An 18205-nucleotide genomic window follows, 5' to 3' on the forward strand; every position below is an offset into this window, starting at 1 on the left:
TAACCTGCCCCGCGTTTACGCGTTAGGGGAATAAAATCTGACCCATGACCACCCAGCAATATCTCGAAGAAAACCGCGACCGCTTCCTGGAGGAGCTCAAGGCCCTCATTCGCATCCCCAGCATCAGCACCGCCCCCGAGCACAAGCAGGACACCCACCACTGCGCCGTGCAGGTACAGGAATACCTGGTGCGCGCCGGACTCGACCGCGCCAAGCTCTACCCCACCGCCGGCCACCCCATCGTGTACGGGGAAAAGCACCTGAGCGATGACCTGCCCACCGTACTCATCTACGGCCATTACGACGTTCAGCCCGCCGACCCGCTGGATGAGTGGGATACTCCCCCCTTCGAGCCCACCATCCGCAAGACCGAGCACCACCCCGACGGGGCCATCTTCGCCCGCGGAGCTACTGACGACAAGGGGCAGATGTTCATCCACGTCAAGGCCGTGGAAGCCATGATTCAGACCGGCAACCTGCCCTGCAACGTCAAGTTCATGATCGAAGGAGAGGAGGAGATCGGCAGCCCCAACCTCATCCCCTTCATCACGGAGCACAAGGAGATGCTGTCTTCGGACGTGATCCTGATCTCCGACACCAGCCTGCTGAGCAAGGACCACCCCAGCATCACCGTCGGACTGCGCGGCCTCACCTACCTCGACGTGAAGGTGCGCAGCGCCCGGGCCGATATGCACTCCGGTCTCTTCGGCGGGGCGGTAGCCAACCCCATCAATGTCCTCTGCGACATGATCGCCAGCCTGAAAGACGAGAACAAGCACATCACCATCCCCGGCTTCTACGACGACGTGCAGTTCCCCAGCGAGCGCGACCGGCAGCTGATGCGCGACGCCCCCTTCGACGCCCAGGAGTACATGGACAGCCCCGGCGTCTTCGGCCTGGAAGGCGAAAAGGGCTACACCACCTACGAACGCACTGGCATCCTGCCCACCCTAGACGTGAACGGCATCTGGGGCGGCTTCACGGGTGAGGGTTCCAAGACGGTAATCCCCGCCGTGGCCAACGCCAAGATCAGCATGCGCCTGGTTTCCAACCAGGACCACGAGAAGATCACCCAGCTGTTCAGCGACCACTTCAAAAGCATCGCCCCCGAAACGGTGAAGGTGGAAGTGAAGCCCCACCACGGTGGTAACCCCTACGTAACCCCCACCGATACGGCCGAGTACCGAGCCGCGGCGGATGCGGTCAAGAAAACCTTTGGCCGGGAACCTGTGCCGATGTACGAGGGCGGATCCATCCCCATCGTCGCCAAGTTCAAGGAAGTACTGGGCGTAGAGAGCATCCTGATGGGCTTCGGCTTCGACACCGACGGACTGCACAGCCCCAATGAGCACTTCGGGTTGTGGAACTTCTACAAGGGGATCGAGACGGTGCCCGAGTTCTTCCAGGCGTATTCGCGTATGAAGGATGGGGTCTGAAAGGACGAAGTCTGAAGTACGAAGTCTGAAGGACAAAGTAGAAAGTACAAAGGGAGGAAGTACGAAGTCTGAAGGACAAAGTAGAAAGTACGGAGGTGCCGCTCAGTATTTGGATACTGGACGGGGTGGCTTGGCTATGACTCCTTAACCAGCCTTTTCCGCTGTCGACCTTTGTACCATCTTGTCCGAGAGCTTCCTGGTTCCAGCGGTGAACATGGCTATAAGTTCATTCGCCTCCTGGACCAGCGGTTGCACCCTGCCGGGGGCCAGGTACTCCAAGCGCTGAATGTATCTTAGTTCCGCTCTCGACTCCCGCAATTCCTTCAGCATGACCTTCAGCTTGTGAAGAAAGTCCTTTGTCGATTCCGCTGATCGCGCCTCCGGATAGTGGAAGCCCGCATGGGTTGCCGCACGCAACAACTGCTTTGCCACGTGATCAGCATCGTAATACTTACGGGTGGGCAATGCCCGGCATAATTTGGAACACCGGACGCTGAAGTCCAACAGTCGTTCCTCCAGTTCGTGGTTATGCATAGCAAGTGGTTTGATTCTAAAGATAAACCCCTCCTATAATCAAAACAAATTGTTTGTAATTATCCGGCTTGTAACCTGCTCACTTTAACCTTTGTACTTAAGACTTCGTACTTCAACCTTCGTACTTCCATCACCGCCGCACCCCACCCTCGTCGATGTACTGCTTGCGGATGAGCTCGTCGACCGTGGGTTCGCGTACGTCCAGGATAGCGCCCGAGAAGAAGAGCGTCTTGCCGGCCAGAGCGTGGTTGGCGTCGAGGGTGACCTGCTTGTCGTTCCAGTCGATCACCTTGGCGTTGACGTCCTTGCCGGAGGAGTCGGTCAGGGTGATGTACTGCCCGCGCTCCAGGAGTCCGGGCTCGATCTGCTCCCGCTCATTCTGGAAGATGTGGATGGGCGCCGTGAGGATGTGGTCGTCGCTGCGCTGTCCGTAGGCGTCGTCCGGGCTCAGCTGGAAGCTGAAGCCCATCCCGCTCTTGAGCCCGTAGATCCGACGTTCCCAGGCGGGGAGCATGCGGCCCGTGCCGAACATGAACTTGAAGGGGTAATTAACGTCCATCCGCTCCAGGAGGGTGCCCGAGGGGCCACCGTCCCGGACTTCGTAGGTCATGGTTACAATGCTGTGTTCGGCTACGGTCATGGCTAGTAAAGCGTCCGATCCGGCAAATTGTTGGCGGCGGCGCGCGGGTGCCGGGGAAACCGGAACTACAGGGTTTCCGTCAGAATGCCGATCATCGTTTTCACGCCATCCCGGTAGTTTCCGATGCGGAGGTTTTCGTTGGGGCTGTGCTGGTTGTTGTCCATATTTACGGTAGGGACGGTGACCGCGGGAATGTCCAGGGTGACCACGAAGGGTGCGATGGGAATGGAACCTCCCGTCATGCGGATCATCACCGGTTGCTGTCCGTGCACGTAGGTGAGGGCCCGCTGCAGCCATTGGCCAACCTCGGAGTCGAAATCCGTACGGAACGACTGGTAGAAGACCTGGGAGGTAAGGGTGGCGATACGGGGGTGGACCAGTCGTTCCGCTTTGGTGGGTTCCCGGTCGAGTACGTGATAGCCCTGGCCCGCGATATGATCGTGGATGAGCTGGATCAGGCGATCCGGGTTGGATTCGAGTACCAGGCGCAGGTCGAGTTCGGCCCGGGCCCAGGCGGGGATGATGGTGCGTACCTCGTCGTCGATCCAGCCGCTGCGCATCCCCCGGATGTTGAGGGAGGGATACTGGATGGACTCCTGGTAGCTCCGTCCAACGCTGTCTACCCGGCCGATCTGCAGGCGGTCGCGGATCTCGGCTTCGTCGTCGGGTACGCTGTTCAGCAGGTCACGGGTGCTGTCGTCCAGTTGTACGCCATCGTAGTATCCCGGGATGAGTACGCGCCCGTCAGCGTCTTTCATCGAGGCGAGCAGCTGGGCCAGGGCCAGGGCGGGGTTGGGGGCGTAATTGCCGTAGTGCCCGCTGTGCTGGGGGGCTATCGGTCCGTAGGTGGTCAGGGTTACGTCGGCGATCCCCCTGGCGCCAAACTTCAGGGTGGGCTGGTTGCTGGGGTGAAGCGGTCCGTCGAAGATGATGAGCATGTCCGCCGCGAGCAGTTCCTGGTGGCGTTCTACCGCGGCCGGCAGCCGGGGGGAGCCGATTTCCTCCTCAAAATCCATAATGACCTTGAGGTTATAGTTGGGGGCGAGTCCGAGGTCGGCTACCGCATTCAGCGCGGCCAGGAACATCCCGATGGGCCCTTTGGCGTCGGAGGCCGAACGCGCGAAAACCCGGTCGTCGTCAAGCAAGTTCTCAGGGGTGTACGCATCTACGATTTGCCAGGCTTCCTCCGCACCACTCCGCCGTTTGATGACCGGGAGGAAGGGGTTTTCCTGTTCCCAACGGCTGGTATCGGTGGGCTGTCCGTCTACCTGCAGGTAGACCAGCACGGTCTTGCTTGCATCGGCCACCTTGCGCTGGGCCAACAGCAGCGGCACAGTGGGCGTTTCGATGCGTTGCAGGCTGAAATCACGGCGGGCGAAGGCTGCCTCGCACCAGGCGATGTTGCGCTCGATATCCGCCGGGAAGTGGGCGTCATTGGGCAGGCTGAGGAGTTCGATCAGCTCCGGAAAGGTGGCATCGGCGTATTGTCGGCCGATTTCGTCGATCCGGGTGGGGGCGGGCCGCTGACCCAGGAGCGGACAGGCAAGCAGACAGATAAACAGTATGGGGAAAACCTTCATACGGGCAAGATAGCCACCGATGTCGGGAGATATGTATACTTTTCAATCCAACCGAAATCCCTGCCATGACCTGCCAAATGCTCACCGGGCTGTTCCTCCTGCTCTCCATTACCCTGTCCGCCCAGACCCGCCTGCTGTCTGACCCGGCGATCAGTGAAACCCACCTCGCCTTCGCCTACGCGGGTGACCTGTGGGTGGCCGACCGGGACGGCAACAACGTACGCCGCCTGACCATCGGCGACGGAGAGGAGTACCATCCCGTCTTCAGTCCCGACGGACAAACCATCGCCTTTACCGCCGCCTACGACGGGAACGTGGACGTATACACCGTTCCAACCCGGGGCGGCATCCCCCAGCGGCTGACCTGGCACCCCTACGACGATGAGGTGCAGGCCTTCACCCCGGACGGCAACCGCATCCTCTTCACCTCCCGCCGCGAGGTGTTCACCAACCGCTACAACCAGCTGTTCACCATCGGCCTCGACGGCGGACAGGTAGAGCCCCTGAACATCCCCACTGCCTTCGCGGCCGATTATTCCGCCGACGGGCGCTACATCGCCTACACCCCCCTCTACGACGCCTCCAGCATGTGGAAGGGCTACCGGGGTGGCACCATCTCCCGCATCTGGATCTTCGACACCACGGACCGCTCCGTGGTGGAAATCCCCCAGCCGGAGGGCGGCAGCAACGATTCCGCTCCCCAGTGGCTGGACGGCAAGGTGTACTTCCGCAGCGACCGCGCCGGGGAGTACAACCTCTACGCCTACGACCCGGACGGTGGAAGCGTCGACCAGCTCACCTCCTTCGCCGATTTTCCCGTACTGAGCCTCAGTGCCGGGGCCGGAACCCTGGTGTTCGAGCAGGCGGGTTACCTCCATCTTTTCGACCCCGGTACCGGGCGCAGTACGCGGCTGGACATCACCGTGAACGCCGACATCCTGGACATCCGCCCCCGCTACGTTTCCGGCAGCGAGCACATCCGTTCGGTGGGCAGCTCGCCCTCGGGCGCCCGACTGGTATTCGGCTACCGGGGAGAGATCCTGACCGCACCGACGGAGCACGGTGACGTGCAGAACCTGACCCAAACGCCCGGCACCCACGAAAACGAACCGGCGTGGTCGCCGGACGGGCGCACCATCGCCTACTTCAGCGACGCTTCCGGGGAGTACGCCCTGCACCTGCGCTCCGCCGCAACGGGAGAAACGCGGAGCATTGCCCTGAACGGGACGGGCTTCTACGCCCACCCCCACTGGTCGCCGGACGGCAAGCAGATCGCCTTCGTCGACAACGGCCGCAACCTCTACGTGCTTACCGTCGCCAATGGCCAGCTGCGCCGCGTGGACCAGGACACGAACTACGGCCCCGGGGCCTACCGCGACCTCTTCGGCTCCTGGTCGCCCGCCGGCCGCTACCTGGCCTACACCAGAATCACCGCCACCAACTTCGAGCGCGCTTACCTCTACGACACCCGGACCGGGGAGTCCCGCCCGGCTACAGACGGACTGGCGAACGTGACCGCGCCCACCTTCGACCCCTCGGGCAAGTACCTGTACCTGGCGGTCTCCACCGACGCCGGCCCCGTGGTGAACTGGTTCCAGCAGTCGAGCAACGACATGCGCGCCACCAACGATCTCTATCTGATCACCCTCCAGGATGAGGTGGTCAATCCCCTCCAGCACCGCAACGACCAGGAAGAACCGGCGGCGGACGATGAGGAAGACGAAAAGGACGACGAACCGGCCACCCCCTCCCCCATCACCATCGACTTCGAGGGGCTGGAGAACCGCGTCGTCCACCTGCCGGTGCCCAACGGCAACTACAGCAACCTCGTTAGCCCGAAAGAAGGCGTACTGCTGTACCTGGAAACCACCGACGCGGGATCGGCCATGCACCGTTTCACCCTGAAGGACCGGGAAGCGAAGAAACTCATGGACGCCGACGGCTTCTCCCTCACGGCAAACGGCAAGAAGCTACTCGTGCGGCAGGGCGACCGCTACGGCGTAACCCCGGTCGAGGAACCCAAGGCCGACGACCTGAAACCGGCCGACGACTACCAGCTCAGTGTCCGCATCGATCCGCCCGCGGAGTGGGCCAACATCTTCCACGAAATGTGGCGGGTGAACCGCGACTACTTCTACGACCCCAACATGCACGGCGTGGACTGGGACGCCATGAAAGAGAAGTACGCCCCCTTCCTGCCGGAAGTAAAGACCCGCGCCGACCTCTACCGCGTGATGCGGTGGATGGGCAGTGAATTGGGCGTGGGCCACCACCGCTTTGGCAGCTCCGGCACCCCGCTGGAGGAGGAGGAAACCGTTCCCGGCGGATTGCTGGGCGCCGACTACGAGGTAGCCAACAACCGCTACCGCTTCGCGCGGATCTACGGCGGATTGAACTGGAACCAGGACCTCGCCGCTCCCCTGATGGAGCCCGGCGTCAACGTGGAAGTAGGCGACTACCTGCTGGCGGTGAACGGGCAGCCGGTGACCGCCGCCGACAACCTTTACCGCTTCTTCGAGCGCACGGCCGGCCGCAACGTGGAGATCACCGTGGGCCCGAACGCCGACGGTACCGGATCCCGCACCGTAACGGTAACCCCGGTCGAGCGGGAATACAGTCTGCGCAACCGCGCCTGGGTGGAAGGCAACCTGCGCAAGGTCGACGAAGCCACCGACGGACGGGTGGCCTACGTGTACGTGCCCAACACCGGGGGCGGGGGCTTCACCTACTTCAAGCGTTACTTCTTCCCCCAGGTGAACAAGCAAGCCATCATCGTCGACGAGCGATTCAACGGAGGCGGGCAGATCGCCGACTACTACATCGAACTGCTGATGCGCCCCTACCAGAACAGCTGGACCTACCGCTACGGCGAGATCCAGCACGCGCCGGTGGCCTCCATCCAGGGGCCGAAGGTGCTGCTGATCGACGAAACCGCCGGCTCGGGGGGCGACCTCTTCCCCTACCTGTGGCGGCAAAACGACCTGGGCCCCATCATTGGCAAGCGGACCTGGGGTGGCCTGGTGGGGGTACTGGGGTACCCGGAATTCATCGACGGCGGCTCCGTCACCGCCCCCAACGTGGCCTTCTGGGACGAGAACGGCTACCGGGTAGAGAATGAGGGGGTGGCCCCCGACATCACCGTGGAGCAATTCCCGGCCGAGGTCATGGCCGGCCGCGACCCCCAGCTGGAGCGTGCCATCGAAGAAGTGCTCAAACAACTGGAGGAGAACCCGGTCGAGCGGCCCAGTCCGCCACCCTTCGAGAAGCGGGGCAGCGCGAAGTTCTAGCAGGACGAACCCCGGCCCGGTTGGCCACTAAGCCGGAGCGCCGTACCTTTGTTTAAATTCTAAACTAAGGAATGGCCCTTTCTCATCTTTCCCGGGTATACCGGCCGGGCTTCGGCTTGCTGACCGACCTGTACGAGCTTACCATGGCCGCCGGATACTACCACGAGCGGATGCACGAGCGGCGGGCCATCTTTCACCTCTTTTACCGCAGGCCGCCCTTCGGGGGGCACTGTGCCCTGGCGGCTGGCCTGCCGCTGGCGATGGACCTGATTGAGAATTTCCGTTTCAGCGCCGACGACGTGCAATACCTCGGCCGGTTGAAGAGCGACGACGGCAGTCCCCTCTTCCGGGAGCCCTTCCTGAATTACCTCCAGCGGATGAAATTCACCGGCCACGTCGACGCGGTGCCCGAGGGGGAGATCGTACTGCCGCAGGAGCCGCTGCTGCGGATCGAGGGGCCGCTGCTGCAACTGCAGCTGCTGGAAACCGCCCTGCTGACGGTGATGAACTTCTCTACCCTCATCGCCACCAAGGCGGCCCGCATCAAGGCCGCGGCCGGCGACGATCCGGTGCTGGAATTCGGCTTGCGCCGCGCCCAGGGCATCGACGGGGGACTCACCGCCTCCCGCTCGGCCTACCTGGGGGGCTGCGACGCTACCAGCAACGTCTGGGCCGGACGGTATTACGACATTCCGGTGCGGGGCACCCACGCCCACAGCTGGGTGATGGTCTTCCCCGACGAACTGACCGCCTTCGAGGCCTACGCGGAGGTGCTGCCGGCCAACTGCATCTTTCTGGTGGACACCTACGACACCCTGGAGGGCACCCGCAATGCCATCACCGTAGGCCGCGAACTGAGAACGCGCGGCTACGAAATGAGCGGCATCCGCCTCGACAGCGGAGACCTGACCACCCTGTCGATCCAGGCCCGCCAGCTGCTGGACGAGGCCGGCTTCCCCGACGCCAGCATCGTGGCCAGCGACAGCCTCGACGAATACGCCATCCGCGACCTGAAGGCCGCCGGCGCCCGGATCAACGTCTGGGGCATCGGCACCCGCCTGGCCACCGCCTACGACCAGCCCGCCCTGGGCGGGGTCTACAAGCTGGCCGCCGTGCAGAACGAGGCCGGGGTGTGGGAATCGCGGGTGAAGGGCTCCGAGCGGGCCGCGAAGTCGAGCCAACCGGGCAAACTGGCGGTGCGCCGCTTCTACCAGAATGATCGGCCCGTGGCCAGCCAGCTGTACAACGTCCTGGAGGGGACACCCTCCCCCGGACTGGTCGACACCGCAGGCGTTCACCAAACCCTGTCGGGAGAGAGCCGCGAACTGCTCCTGCCAATCTATCGCGACGGCAGCCCCGTTTACCGCGCCCCGGACTTACCCGGCACCCGCGCCCGCGCCCTGAAAAACTGGCAAGAATGGACGGCGCTGGACTGGAGCGGTTTCCACTACGGACTGGCCCCCGAACTGCTCGCCGAGAAGGAAGCCCTGCTCCGACACTAAAGTCCGCTTTTGACAGCCCACAACTTTCAAAGAAAAAGTATACCAACCGTGCCAACTTACGAACACCCCCGCCCCTCCGTCACCGTCGACGTGGTAGTATTCGGCTACGACGGTGGCCACGACCTCAAGCTGCTGCTGATCCAGCGTGGCAGCGATCCCTACCAGGGACAGTGGGCCCTGCCCGGCGGATTCGTGGAAATGGACGAGGACCTGGAAGCAGGCGCCCTGCGGGAACTGGAGGAAGAAACCGGCGTGAAGGACCTCTTCGTGGAGCAGCTCTACACCTTCGGCAAGCCCGGCCGCGACCCCCGTGGCCGCGTCATCAGCGTGGCCCACTACGCCCTCGTAAACCTGAGCAAACACCCCGCCGCCGCCGCTTCGGACGCCTCGGAAGTTGCCTGGTTTAGCCTGGATAAACTACCGGAGCTGGCCTTCGACCACGCCGAGATCATCAAGTTGGCCACCACCCGACTGCGGGCCAAGGTGAGGTACCAGCCCATCGGCTTTGAGCTGTTGCCGGAAGAGTTTACCCTGGGTGAGCTGCAGGCGCTCTACGAAACCATCTTGGGCGTACCGGAATTTAACAAGCGCAACTTCCGCACCCGCATCCTGCGTACGGGCATCCTGGAAGAGGTAGGCCGCCAGCAGAACGTCGCCCACCGCCCGGCCATCCTGTACCGCTTCAACGAGGCCACCTACCAGCAGCTCGTGGAGCAGCGCGACTCCGGCGTGCTGCGGCGGGCGCTGGACTTCGAAATCTAACCCACAAACCCTGCCCATGCTCTCCCAACGAGGACGCCGGAAAGCGGATGAGCCGCTGCGGCCCGACCTGGACTTCCTTTCCCAGGCATCGGAAAACCCCTACGCCCCCGACAATACCACCGGGGCCATCGCGCTTTGCATCGCTGAGAACCTGCTGCAGTGGGACGCCATGCGCGACAAGCTGCAGGCGATCGCCCGCGACCAGCCCTGGCCCGAGTGGATGGCCGCCTATACCCAGCTGGGGGGTGCGCCGGATTTCCGGGAGGCCGTGGCCGGTTTCGTCAGCCGACACATCGCGGGGCAGCCCCTTGCGGCGGATCATTTTTGCGGGAGCGCGGGTGCCACGGCCGTAGTGGAGGTGAGTGCCATGTGCCTCGGAGACGCTGGTGATTACGCGGTGTTCCCCGCGCCCGCCTACCAGGCCTACCTGCCCGACATCCAGAACAAGGCGGGGCTGCTGCGCCACGACATAACCCACTATGCTCGCCCCTTCGGACCGGAAGAGCACCCCCTCTCCCTCCGGGAGCTGGATACGGCCCGGGAGACGCTGGGCACCAGGTTTCGTATGCTGGTCCTTACCCAGCCCGATAACCCGACGGGCGCCATCTACGGCGAGGCGCAGCTGCGGGAGATCGCCGAATGGTGCATCCGCCACCAGATTCACCTCATCGTGAACGAAATCTATGCCCTGAGCCGGTTCGACCGACAGACGGCAGGTCTGGAGCACACCGCCCCCTTCGTTTCTTTCCTCCCCTACCTGGAGCAGCGCGACAGTCCCTACCTCCACTGGTGGTACTCTTTCTCGAAGGACTTCGGCATCTCCGGATTCCGGGTGGGGTTGTTGTACAGCCGCAACGAGACCTTCCGTCAGGCCTACGGCAACTACAACGCTCCCCACCAGATCAGTAATCCCACCCAGTGGCTACTGGCCCGACTGCTGGAGGACGACGCCTGGGTCACTGCCTTCCAGGAGCGGAACGCCCGGTTGCTTACCGCCGCCTACCGGACGGTAACCGACGCCCTTGACGAACTGAAAGTGCCTTACACCCCCGCGCGGGGCAGCCTTTTCGTGTGGGCAGACTTTTCTGGCTACCTGCCGGAACGGAACCGGGAGGCCGCTGAAGCACTTTGGGCGGCCATTTTCACGGAGACGGGAGTACTGCTCACCGCCCCGGGAGGTTTGGGGCAGCCCGAAGCCGGGTGGTTCCGCATCGTATATAGCGGAGTGAGCACCGCCGCTCTGGCGGAGGCCATGCGGCGGTTATCTCAATTCCTCAATGTGCGGCGGGGATCCGCCACCTGACGGTTACCCGACCGCTACGGCCGCGGCGAGGGCGTGCTCCAGGTCCTTCACCAGGTCCTCGGCGTCCTCTACGCCTACGCTGAGGCGGATGAGGCTGTCGGTCAGGCCTACGCTGAGGCGCTGCTCCCGCGGAATGCTGGCGTGGGTCATGGAGGCCGGATGGCCGATCAGGCTCTCTACTCCCCCGAGGCTTTCGGCCAGGGTGAAGTATTGGGTGTTCTTCATCACTTGGGTGGCCGCTTCCAGGGTATCCTCCTTGAGGTCGAAGCTGACCATACCGCCGAAGTCGCGCATCTGCCGCTTGGCGATATCGTGGCGGGGGTGATCGGCGAGTCCCGGGTAGTAGACGTTGGCGACCAGGTCGTTCTGCTGCAGTACCTCCACGATGCGGCGGGCGTTCTCGCAAGCGCGTTGTACGCGCAGGTGGAGGGTCTTGATGCCGCGGAGGACCAGGAAGCAGTCCTGGGGACCGGGTACGGCGCCGACGGCGTTCTGGAGGTAGTAGATTTTCTTGGCGAGCTCCTCGTCGCGGGTAATGACGGCGCCCATCACCACGTCGCTGTGGCCTCCCAGGTATTTGGTGGCGCTGTGCAGCACGAGGTCGGCGCCCAGTTCCAGGGGCTGCTGCAGGTAGGGGCTGGCGAAGGTGTTATCGACGCAGGTGAGGATATTCCGTTCGCGGGCCAGGGCGGTGAGGGCCTCGATATCTACAATATTGAGCATCGGGTTGGTGGGCGTCTCGATCCAGAGGAGCTTGGTCTCGTCGGTGATCAGTTCGGCCAGCCGGTCGGCATCGCGCATGTCCACGAAGCGGCTCTTCAGTCCGAAGTTGCCCAGTACGGCGGTGAGCAGGCGGTAGCTGCCTCCGTAGAGGTCGTCACTGGCCAGCACCTCGTCGCCGGGGCGCAGGGTGCGCAGGATGGCGTCCATGGCCGCCAGGCCGCTGCTGAAGCAGATGCCGAACTTCCCCTTTTCCAGGGCGGCCAGGTTGTTCTGCAGGGCGGTACGGGTGGGGTTGCCGGTGCGGGCGTACTCGTAGCCCTTGTGCTCGCCGGGGGCCGACTGGGCGTAGGTGGAAGTCTGGTAAATGGGGGTCATCACGGCTCCGGTCTGGGGGTCGGGCTCCAGTCCTCCGTGGATACACTGGGTGGCAAAGTTGGCGTCGGGGGCGGCTTTCATACTCTTGGTTTGGGCGTATTAACAGCTGTAAGGTAGCGTAGTTGAACGGGACGGCTCGCGGGGCAAGGATGAGTGGCCGAATTGCGATATTACCCGGATGAAGATATCCCGTAGCCGCAGTTGCGGTTTCTGCCTGCTTGCGATGCTGTTCGCCTGCTCCGGGTCGGAGCCCTCCCAGGAAGATCCCGCGAACTGGGCCCACTACCTCGGCGACCGGGCCACCACCCAGTACAGTGCCCTTCAGCAAATCGACACCGGGAACGTTGCCCGGTTGACCCAGGTCTGGTCCTACGCCTCCGGTGACCTTGACTCCCTCAACCGCGGCCAGATCCAGTGTAACCCCCTCATCGTTGACGGGGTCCTCTACGGCACCAACCCCCGCCTCAAGGCCTTCGCCCTGGACGCCGCCACCGGGCGGGAGCGGTGGACCTTCGACCCGGCCGTATTCAGTGAGGAACTCTTCGGCATGGGTACCAACCGCGGACTGAGCTACTGGACCGACGGAGAAGAACGGCGTATCTACTACCCCGCCGGGGCCTTCCTCTACGCCCTCGACGCCACTACGGGACAGCCGGTGACCACCTTCGGCACAGGGGGCCGGGTGGACCTGCATACCGGGCTGGGCGACGCGGCGCGGGAGCAATTTGTCGTCTCAACGAGCCCGGGGATCATCTTCGAGGACCTCATTATCGTCGGTGGGCGGGTGAGCGAGGACCTCGGCGCGGCCCCCGGCCACATCCGGGCCTTTGACCTCCATACCGGGGCGCTGCGGTGGACCTTCAAGACCCTGCCGGACCCCGGCACCCCCGGCGTCGAAACCTGGCCGGCGGAACGATCCCCGCTGACCGGCGGGGCCAACGCCTGGGCCGGCATGAGCCTGGACGCGGAGCGTGGACACGTCTTTATTCCTACGGGCTCGGCCTCCTACGACTTCTACGGCGGCAACCGCCCCGGCGACAACCTCTACGCCAACTCCGTGCTGGTGCTCGACGCCCGCAGCGGCGAGCGAATCTGGCACTACCAAACCGTCCACCACGACGTCTGGGATCGCGATCTGCCGGCACCGCCCGTGCTGTTGACCGTCAACCACGGGGGCCGGGACATCGAGGCGGTGGCCCAGACCACCAAGGGCGGGTACCTCTTTCTCTTTGACCGGGATAGTGGTACGCCCCTGTTCCCGGTGGAAGAACGGCCCTTCCCGGCTTCCGACCTGGCCGGGGAGTACAGCAGCCCCACCCAACCCATACCCACTTCCCCCCCACCCTTCACCCGACAGGAACTGACGCCGGAAGACCTCTACCCTTTCGACACCACGATGAACCGCGAAGCGCGGGAACTGCTGGCCCGCAGCCGGTACGGAGGCCCCTTCCTGCCCCCGAGTGAGGAAGGCACTATAATGTTTCCGGGCTTCGACGGCGGGGCCGAATGGGGCGGCGCGGCCTGGTCGCCGAGTGATCGACTTCTGTTCGTCAACGCCAACGAAATGCCCTGGATGCTGAAGATGAATCCGGTGGAAGGACTGGCTGGCGCAGACTCCGGGCGGGGCGTCTACGCCATTGGCTGCCAGGCCTGCCACGGTGCCGACCTGCGGGGCGGGGGCGTATTCCAGAGTCCATCGCTCCTCGGACTGGCCGACCGCCTCGATGCACCCGCGATCACTCAGCTGATTCGGAACGGCCGCGGGGCCATGCCGGCCATCGGCTGGTTGACCGACGAACAGGTGAAGGCCGTGGCCGAGTGGCTGCTCACCCTGGACGCGGATGCTTCCCCCGAAGAGATCACGGCCGAGGCCGGAGCAAGCGACAAGGAAGAGGCCACCGGCGAGGGCGCCTGGCCCTACCCCTACATTATGGACGGCTACAAGCGGCTGAAGACCAGCGACGGCCACCCCATAACGTCCCCGCCCTGGGGCACCCTGACGGCCATCGACCTCGACAAAGGAGATATCCGCTGGCAGGTACCCCTCGGTGAATACCCCGACCTGGTGGAACGCGGCATCCGCAGTACGGGCAGTGAAAACTACGGCGGCCCGGTGGCTACGGCTGGCGGACTGGTCTTCATCGCCGCTACCCTGGACGAGAAGATCCGCGCCTTCCGCAGCCGCGACGGCAAATTGTTGTGGGAAGCCCCCCTGCCGGCGGCGGGCTACGCCACCCCCTCGGTTTACTCCGTGAGCGGCCGCCAGTACGTGGTCGTGGCCTGCGGGGGTGGCAAGCTGGGCACGCCTTCCGGCGACCGCTACGTCGCCTTCGCCCTGCCAGAGTGAGGATTCGACTATTCCGGCGATCGTGCGTTATATGCCAAACCCCAACCGGCATGTTGATTCGCTTCCTCTTGCTTCCCCTCCTCCTTACCGGCTGCTACGCCGACGAACTCCGGGAAGAGATGACCGAGGAACCCTTTTTTGACCTGGCCTCCTACATGGATGCCCAGGTCGATAGCCTGGAGCAGGCAGGAACCACGGTGACCAAGACCATCCACCTGAACGGTACCACGGAAACCAAGGAGCTCAGCGACCTCAACTTTGCCAACGACCTGAAGGTCTTCCGGGAGGCCGACATCAATAAACCGGCCTACCTCGACAAGTATACCGTAGACAAACAGGAATCCGAAGGTCGCCTCGTTCGCACCTACACCGCAATCGACAGCAGTATGCAGACCCGCCGGCTTACGGTGGTGAGCCGCGATGACCGCCCGATCCGGGTGGAAATCATCCGCAAGACGGGGACCGTGCTCAGCCAGGGCGACCACCACCTTGTCTACGACCCCCTCAGCGGCTACCACTTGCACACCGATCAGGTGAACCGCTTCGGGGATGACCTCGACGCCGATATTACCGTACGGTGGAAATAAAAAAGAGGCAGTGCCACCACAGCACTACCTCAGCCCTAACCAAATAAAACCAAATTATTTTCAAACGCCGGTGAGGCCGGTTGGCCAAGCGTTGATTCAAATATAAGGGCTAAAAACAGTGATTTTTACACTTATCCCCCATAAATCCTGCGATTCCGGTATTTGGGAATTTTACGCTGTCGTAAAACTTTCCTTCCGAACGGCCCACAATCTGCCCAATTTTAATCGGAAATTCCATAAATGACAAAATCAACACATTTTCATGTCCCGACAATTTGATTGTCACATGCTATTTTCTGAAATATAATTTTGCCGAATTCATTCATCCGTAATTATGTTCCTTCCAGGCCATCGGCGAATAATCGCTGACGACACCTCAGGTTCCCCGGAAGGTTCCACGCGGTTGTTTTCACGTCGTAAAAACTTGCTTATTTATGTCCGCCCCGATCACCAATCGCATCCAGCTACACGAGCTCCACTTCCGTCCTTTCCTGTCGGCGGAGGAACTGGAATCCCGCGTCCGGGAGCTCGGTGAGGAGTTGAGCCGCCGGCTCTACGGTGGCGATCCCTGCTTTGTGGTCATGCTGAAGGGAGCTTTCGTATTCGCCGCTGACCTGTTGCGGGCCAGCGGCCTCCACGGGGAAGTCTGCTTCGTGCGCACCAGCAGTTACTCGGGTACCCGCTCAGAGGGCCAGGTAAAGCTGCTGATTCCGCCGGAAGCCGAGCTGATCCGCGGCAAGGACATCGTCCTTGTAGAGGACATCATCGACAGCGGACTCACCATGCAGGCTTTCCTGCCCATGCTCCGGGAGCTACAACCCAGGTCCATCACCCTCGTCACCCTGCTCCACAAGCCCGAAGCCCAGCAGGTGCCGGTGCCGGTTGACCTTGTTGGCTTCACCATTCCCAGTAAATTCGTGGTGGGCTACGGACTGGACTACGACGGGCTGGGCCGCAATCTGCCCGCCATCTATCAACTCGACGAATCCTACTGATGCTGCAACTGCGCCCCATCACCCCGGCCGACAACCCCATAGTAGCCCGCATCGTCCGTACGGTCATGCCGGAATTCAACTGCGTCGGCGAGGGGTTCTCCATCAACGACCCGGAACTGGCGGACATGTACGCCGCCTACTCCGCCCCCCGGTCGGCCTATTATATGCTCACCCAGGACGGACGGCCCGTGGGCGTGGGCGGTTACGCTCCCCTCGCGGGTGGCGACGGCACGGTATGTGAGCTGCGCAAGATGTACCTCCTCCCTGAAAGCCGCGGACTGGGTGGCGGAAGGATGCTGCTGGAGAAGTGCCTGCAGGCCGCTGAGGCCGATGGCTACGAACGGATGTACCTGGAAACGGTGCGGGCCATGACCGCCGCGGTCAGGCTGTACGCCAGCTACGGCTTCACCCCCCTGGCGGCTCCCCTGGGGAATACGGGACATTCCGGCTGCGACCGCTTTATGATCCGGTCTTTTCGGTGAGGTATTTCCAGTAGCGTTTCGGGACGTGCTGGAGGTGGAGTTTCAGGTTCTGCCGTTCGGGAATGTCCACGGCCCGGAAATAGGTCTGCCACAGTTGCTGATACCCCGTTTCGGATTCGTCCAGTTGCTGTTCGGAGAGGCTGCGCAGTCTTCCGTCCTGCTCGGCGTCCAGGGTGATGAAACTGGCTTTTTTCAACTGGCTGTCCCAGTACAGGCCGTAGTGCCGGCGGGTATCGTAGATAAGCCATTCCATGGCTGGGTAGCGGGCGGCGAAGTGGTCGCCGATGAGGGGGAGGCAATTGAAGTCGGGATTGACGAGGGCCGCGTACATCCCATCCGGTGTTTGTTGAAAGCGAACGAAAGCGTGCATGCGGTGGACTTCCCGACCCATCTGCTGCTTTAACCGCAGCAGTTGGCGGATGCGGTCGTCGCTTGCGTCCTTGCTCACGTCGAGGGCATGGACGGCCATCTGCCGCTGGACAAAATAGTAGATCAGCCGCTCCACCTCCGGCTGTTCGGTGAGGAAGGCGTGGTGCAGGAGTTCCACGACCTTGTCGTTTCCGCTGCGCTTCTTCAGCCCGGCGGCTACCCGCTTCGCGTGATCTGCCTCGGTGGCTACGGGAATGGCCGCCGCAAACAGTTGCTGCTGATAGCGGTCCTCCGCCACGATATCCACCCCTTCGGCCTTCAGGCGGAAGGCTTCGAAGATGGCCGAGAGCAGGCCCGGGAAGGTGCCGTCGTAGGTAAAGGTCACCCCAGCAGTTGTTCGAGGGCCTGGCTTAGTTCGGGGTAGGCAAAGCGGTAGCCGGCGCCCTGTATGCGATCCGCTGAGCAGCGGGCGCTGTCCAGGACGGTGTGGCTCATCTCCCCGAGGGCCAGCTTCAGGGCGGCTTCGGGAGCCGGCAGCACCAGGGCACTTTTACCGAGAGCCGGACCGAGGGCCGCGGCGAAGTGGCGGTTGCGGACGGGGTTCGGCGAACAGCCATTATAGATACCCGTGAGGCGGTGCTCCAAGGCGTAGGCGTAGATGCCTACGATGTCTTCGATGTGGATCCAGCTGTAGTACTGCTGTCCGCTGCCGAAATAGGTGGAGGTCCAGGCATTCAGGGGAATGAGCATTTTTTGCAGCGCGCCTTCGTCCGGGTGGAGTACGATTCCGGTGCGGTTGATGAAGGTGGGAATGCCCAGGCGGCTGACTTCTTCCACCGCCGTCTCCCAGGCCAGGCAGGATTCGCTCAGGAAGCCGTGTCCCGGGGGCGCATCCTCGGTGATTAGTTCCTCGCCGCGGTCGCCGTAGTAACCGATGGCGCTGGCCGAGAGGTAGAGGGCGGGGGTGATGCCGAGGCGGGACAGGGTTGCGGTCAGCAGGCGGGTGGATTCGGTGCGGCTGCGGATGATCACCCGTTTGCGCTCGTCGGTCCAGCGGGCGTCGGCGATGCCGGCGCCGGCCAGGTTGATCACGTAACTGACGTCGCGGAAGGCCGTCTCGTCGATGGCACCGATGTCTACGTCCCAGTAATATGCGGGGAATTCGGCGTCGGGATCGGGAGAGCGGCTCAGGTGCCGCACTTCGTGGCCGTCGCGGCGCAGTCGGCGCGACAGGTGCATGCCCACGAATCCGGTGCCCCCGCCGATGAGTACAACCGCCATGA

Annotated in this window: 15 protein-coding genes; 9 read left to right on the forward strand and 6 right to left on the reverse strand. The window is 63.1% G+C overall.

From position 1 onward, the window contains the following. Positions 1-44: 44 nt before the first annotated feature. Positions 45-1436 carry a dipeptidase gene (locus tag CGL56_RS04370; protein ID WP_099105257.1) on the forward strand — a complete coding sequence of 464 codons (1392 nt, stop codon included), beginning with the start codon at positions 45-47 and terminating at the stop codon, positions 1434-1436. Positions 1437-1580: 144 nt separating this feature from the next. On the opposite strand, the gene CGL56_RS04375 is transcribed toward CGL56_RS04370, so the two are convergent. The 3 genes from CGL56_RS04375 to CGL56_RS04385 all read right to left on the reverse strand — a co-directional run bounded on the left by CGL56_RS04375 (position 1581) and on the right by CGL56_RS04385 (position 4190). Next, the gene (locus CGL56_RS04375; protein ID WP_099105258.1) at positions 1581-1970 is read right to left on the reverse strand and encodes a four helix bundle protein; all 390 of its coding nucleotides are present in this window, start codon (positions 1968-1970) and stop codon (positions 1581-1583) included. Positions 1971-2100: 130 nt separating this feature from the next. Further along, entirely contained in the window at positions 2101-2610 is a 510-nt protein-coding gene (locus CGL56_RS04380; RefSeq protein ID WP_099105259.1) for an FKBP-type peptidyl-prolyl cis-trans isomerase, read from the reverse strand. A 65-nt stretch (positions 2611-2675) separates the two neighbouring features. After that, positions 2676-4190, reverse strand: coding sequence for a M20/M25/M40 family metallo-hydrolase (locus CGL56_RS04385; RefSeq protein WP_099105260.1), 1515 nt, complete (start codon positions 4188-4190; stop codon positions 2676-2678). 65 nt (positions 4191-4255) lie between these two features. Between CGL56_RS04385 and CGL56_RS04390 the strand changes: the two genes are divergently transcribed. The 4 genes from CGL56_RS04390 to CGL56_RS04405 all read left to right on the forward strand — a co-directional run bounded on the left by CGL56_RS04390 (position 4256) and on the right by CGL56_RS04405 (position 11044). Continuing rightward, positions 4256-7477, forward strand: coding sequence for a S41 family peptidase (locus tag CGL56_RS04390; RefSeq protein WP_167641485.1), 3222 nt, complete (start codon positions 4256-4258; stop codon positions 7475-7477). 71 nt (positions 7478-7548) lie between these two features. Further along, a complete protein-coding gene (locus CGL56_RS04395) occupies positions 7549-8979 on the forward strand; it encodes a nicotinate phosphoribosyltransferase (protein WP_167641484.1) in 1431 nt (476 codons plus the stop codon). 48 nt (positions 8980-9027) lie between these two features. Further along, the gene (locus CGL56_RS04400) at positions 9028-9741 is read left to right on the forward strand and encodes an NUDIX hydrolase (protein WP_099105261.1); all 714 of its coding nucleotides are present in this window, start codon (positions 9028-9030) and stop codon (positions 9739-9741) included. A gap of 16 nt (positions 9742-9757) precedes the next feature. Continuing rightward, positions 9758-11044, forward strand: a complete 1287-nt coding sequence (locus CGL56_RS04405; RefSeq protein WP_099105262.1) for an aminotransferase class I/II-fold pyridoxal phosphate-dependent enzyme — start codon at positions 9758-9760, stop codon at positions 11042-11044. A 3-nt stretch (positions 11045-11047) separates the two neighbouring features. On the opposite strand, the gene CGL56_RS04410 is transcribed toward CGL56_RS04405, so the two are convergent. Further along, entirely contained in the window at positions 11048-12223 is a 1176-nt protein-coding gene (locus CGL56_RS04410) for a cystathionine gamma-synthase (RefSeq protein WP_099105263.1), read from the reverse strand. Between the two features lie 97 nt (positions 12224-12320). On the opposite strand from CGL56_RS04410, the gene CGL56_RS04415 reads away from it, so the two are divergent. The 4 genes from CGL56_RS04415 (at position 12321) to CGL56_RS04430 (ending at position 16553) form a co-directional block, all read left to right on the forward strand. Further along, complete coding sequence (locus CGL56_RS04415) at positions 12321-14489, forward strand: outer membrane protein assembly factor BamB family protein (protein WP_099105264.1); 2169 nt, start codon at positions 12321-12323, stop codon at positions 14487-14489. Between the two features lie 50 nt (positions 14490-14539). Then, entirely contained in the window at positions 14540-15076 is a 537-nt protein-coding gene (locus tag CGL56_RS04420; protein WP_099105265.1) for a hypothetical protein, read from the forward strand. Between the two features lie 434 nt (positions 15077-15510). Beyond that, positions 15511-16071, forward strand: a complete 561-nt coding sequence (hpt, locus tag CGL56_RS04425; protein ID WP_099105266.1) for a hypoxanthine phosphoribosyltransferase — start codon at positions 15511-15513, stop codon at positions 16069-16071. Continuing rightward, complete coding sequence (locus tag CGL56_RS04430; RefSeq protein ID WP_099105267.1) at positions 16071-16553, forward strand: GNAT family N-acetyltransferase; 483 nt, start codon at positions 16071-16073, stop codon at positions 16551-16553. Before hpt ends, CGL56_RS04430 begins: the two co-directional genes overlap by 1 nt. Here CGL56_RS04430 and CGL56_RS04435 read toward each other — a convergent pair. Continuing rightward, positions 16531-17307: a TIGR03915 family putative DNA repair protein gene (locus tag CGL56_RS04435; RefSeq protein ID WP_099105268.1), complete on the reverse strand. Its 777-nt coding sequence runs from the start codon at positions 17305-17307 to the stop codon at positions 16531-16533. The two genes, CGL56_RS04430 and CGL56_RS04435, sit on opposite strands and share 23 nt — an antisense overlap. Beyond that, positions 17304-18203: a TIGR01777 family oxidoreductase gene (locus tag CGL56_RS04440; protein WP_099105269.1), complete on the reverse strand. Its 900-nt coding sequence runs from the start codon at positions 18201-18203 to the stop codon at positions 17304-17306. Before CGL56_RS04440 ends, CGL56_RS04435 begins: the two co-directional genes overlap by 4 nt. Positions 18204-18205 lie beyond the last annotated feature (2 nt).

The organism is Neolewinella marina (assembly GCF_002631205.1).
Taxonomy (GTDB): Bacteria; Bacteroidota; Bacteroidia; order Chitinophagales; family Saprospiraceae; genus Neolewinella; species Neolewinella marina.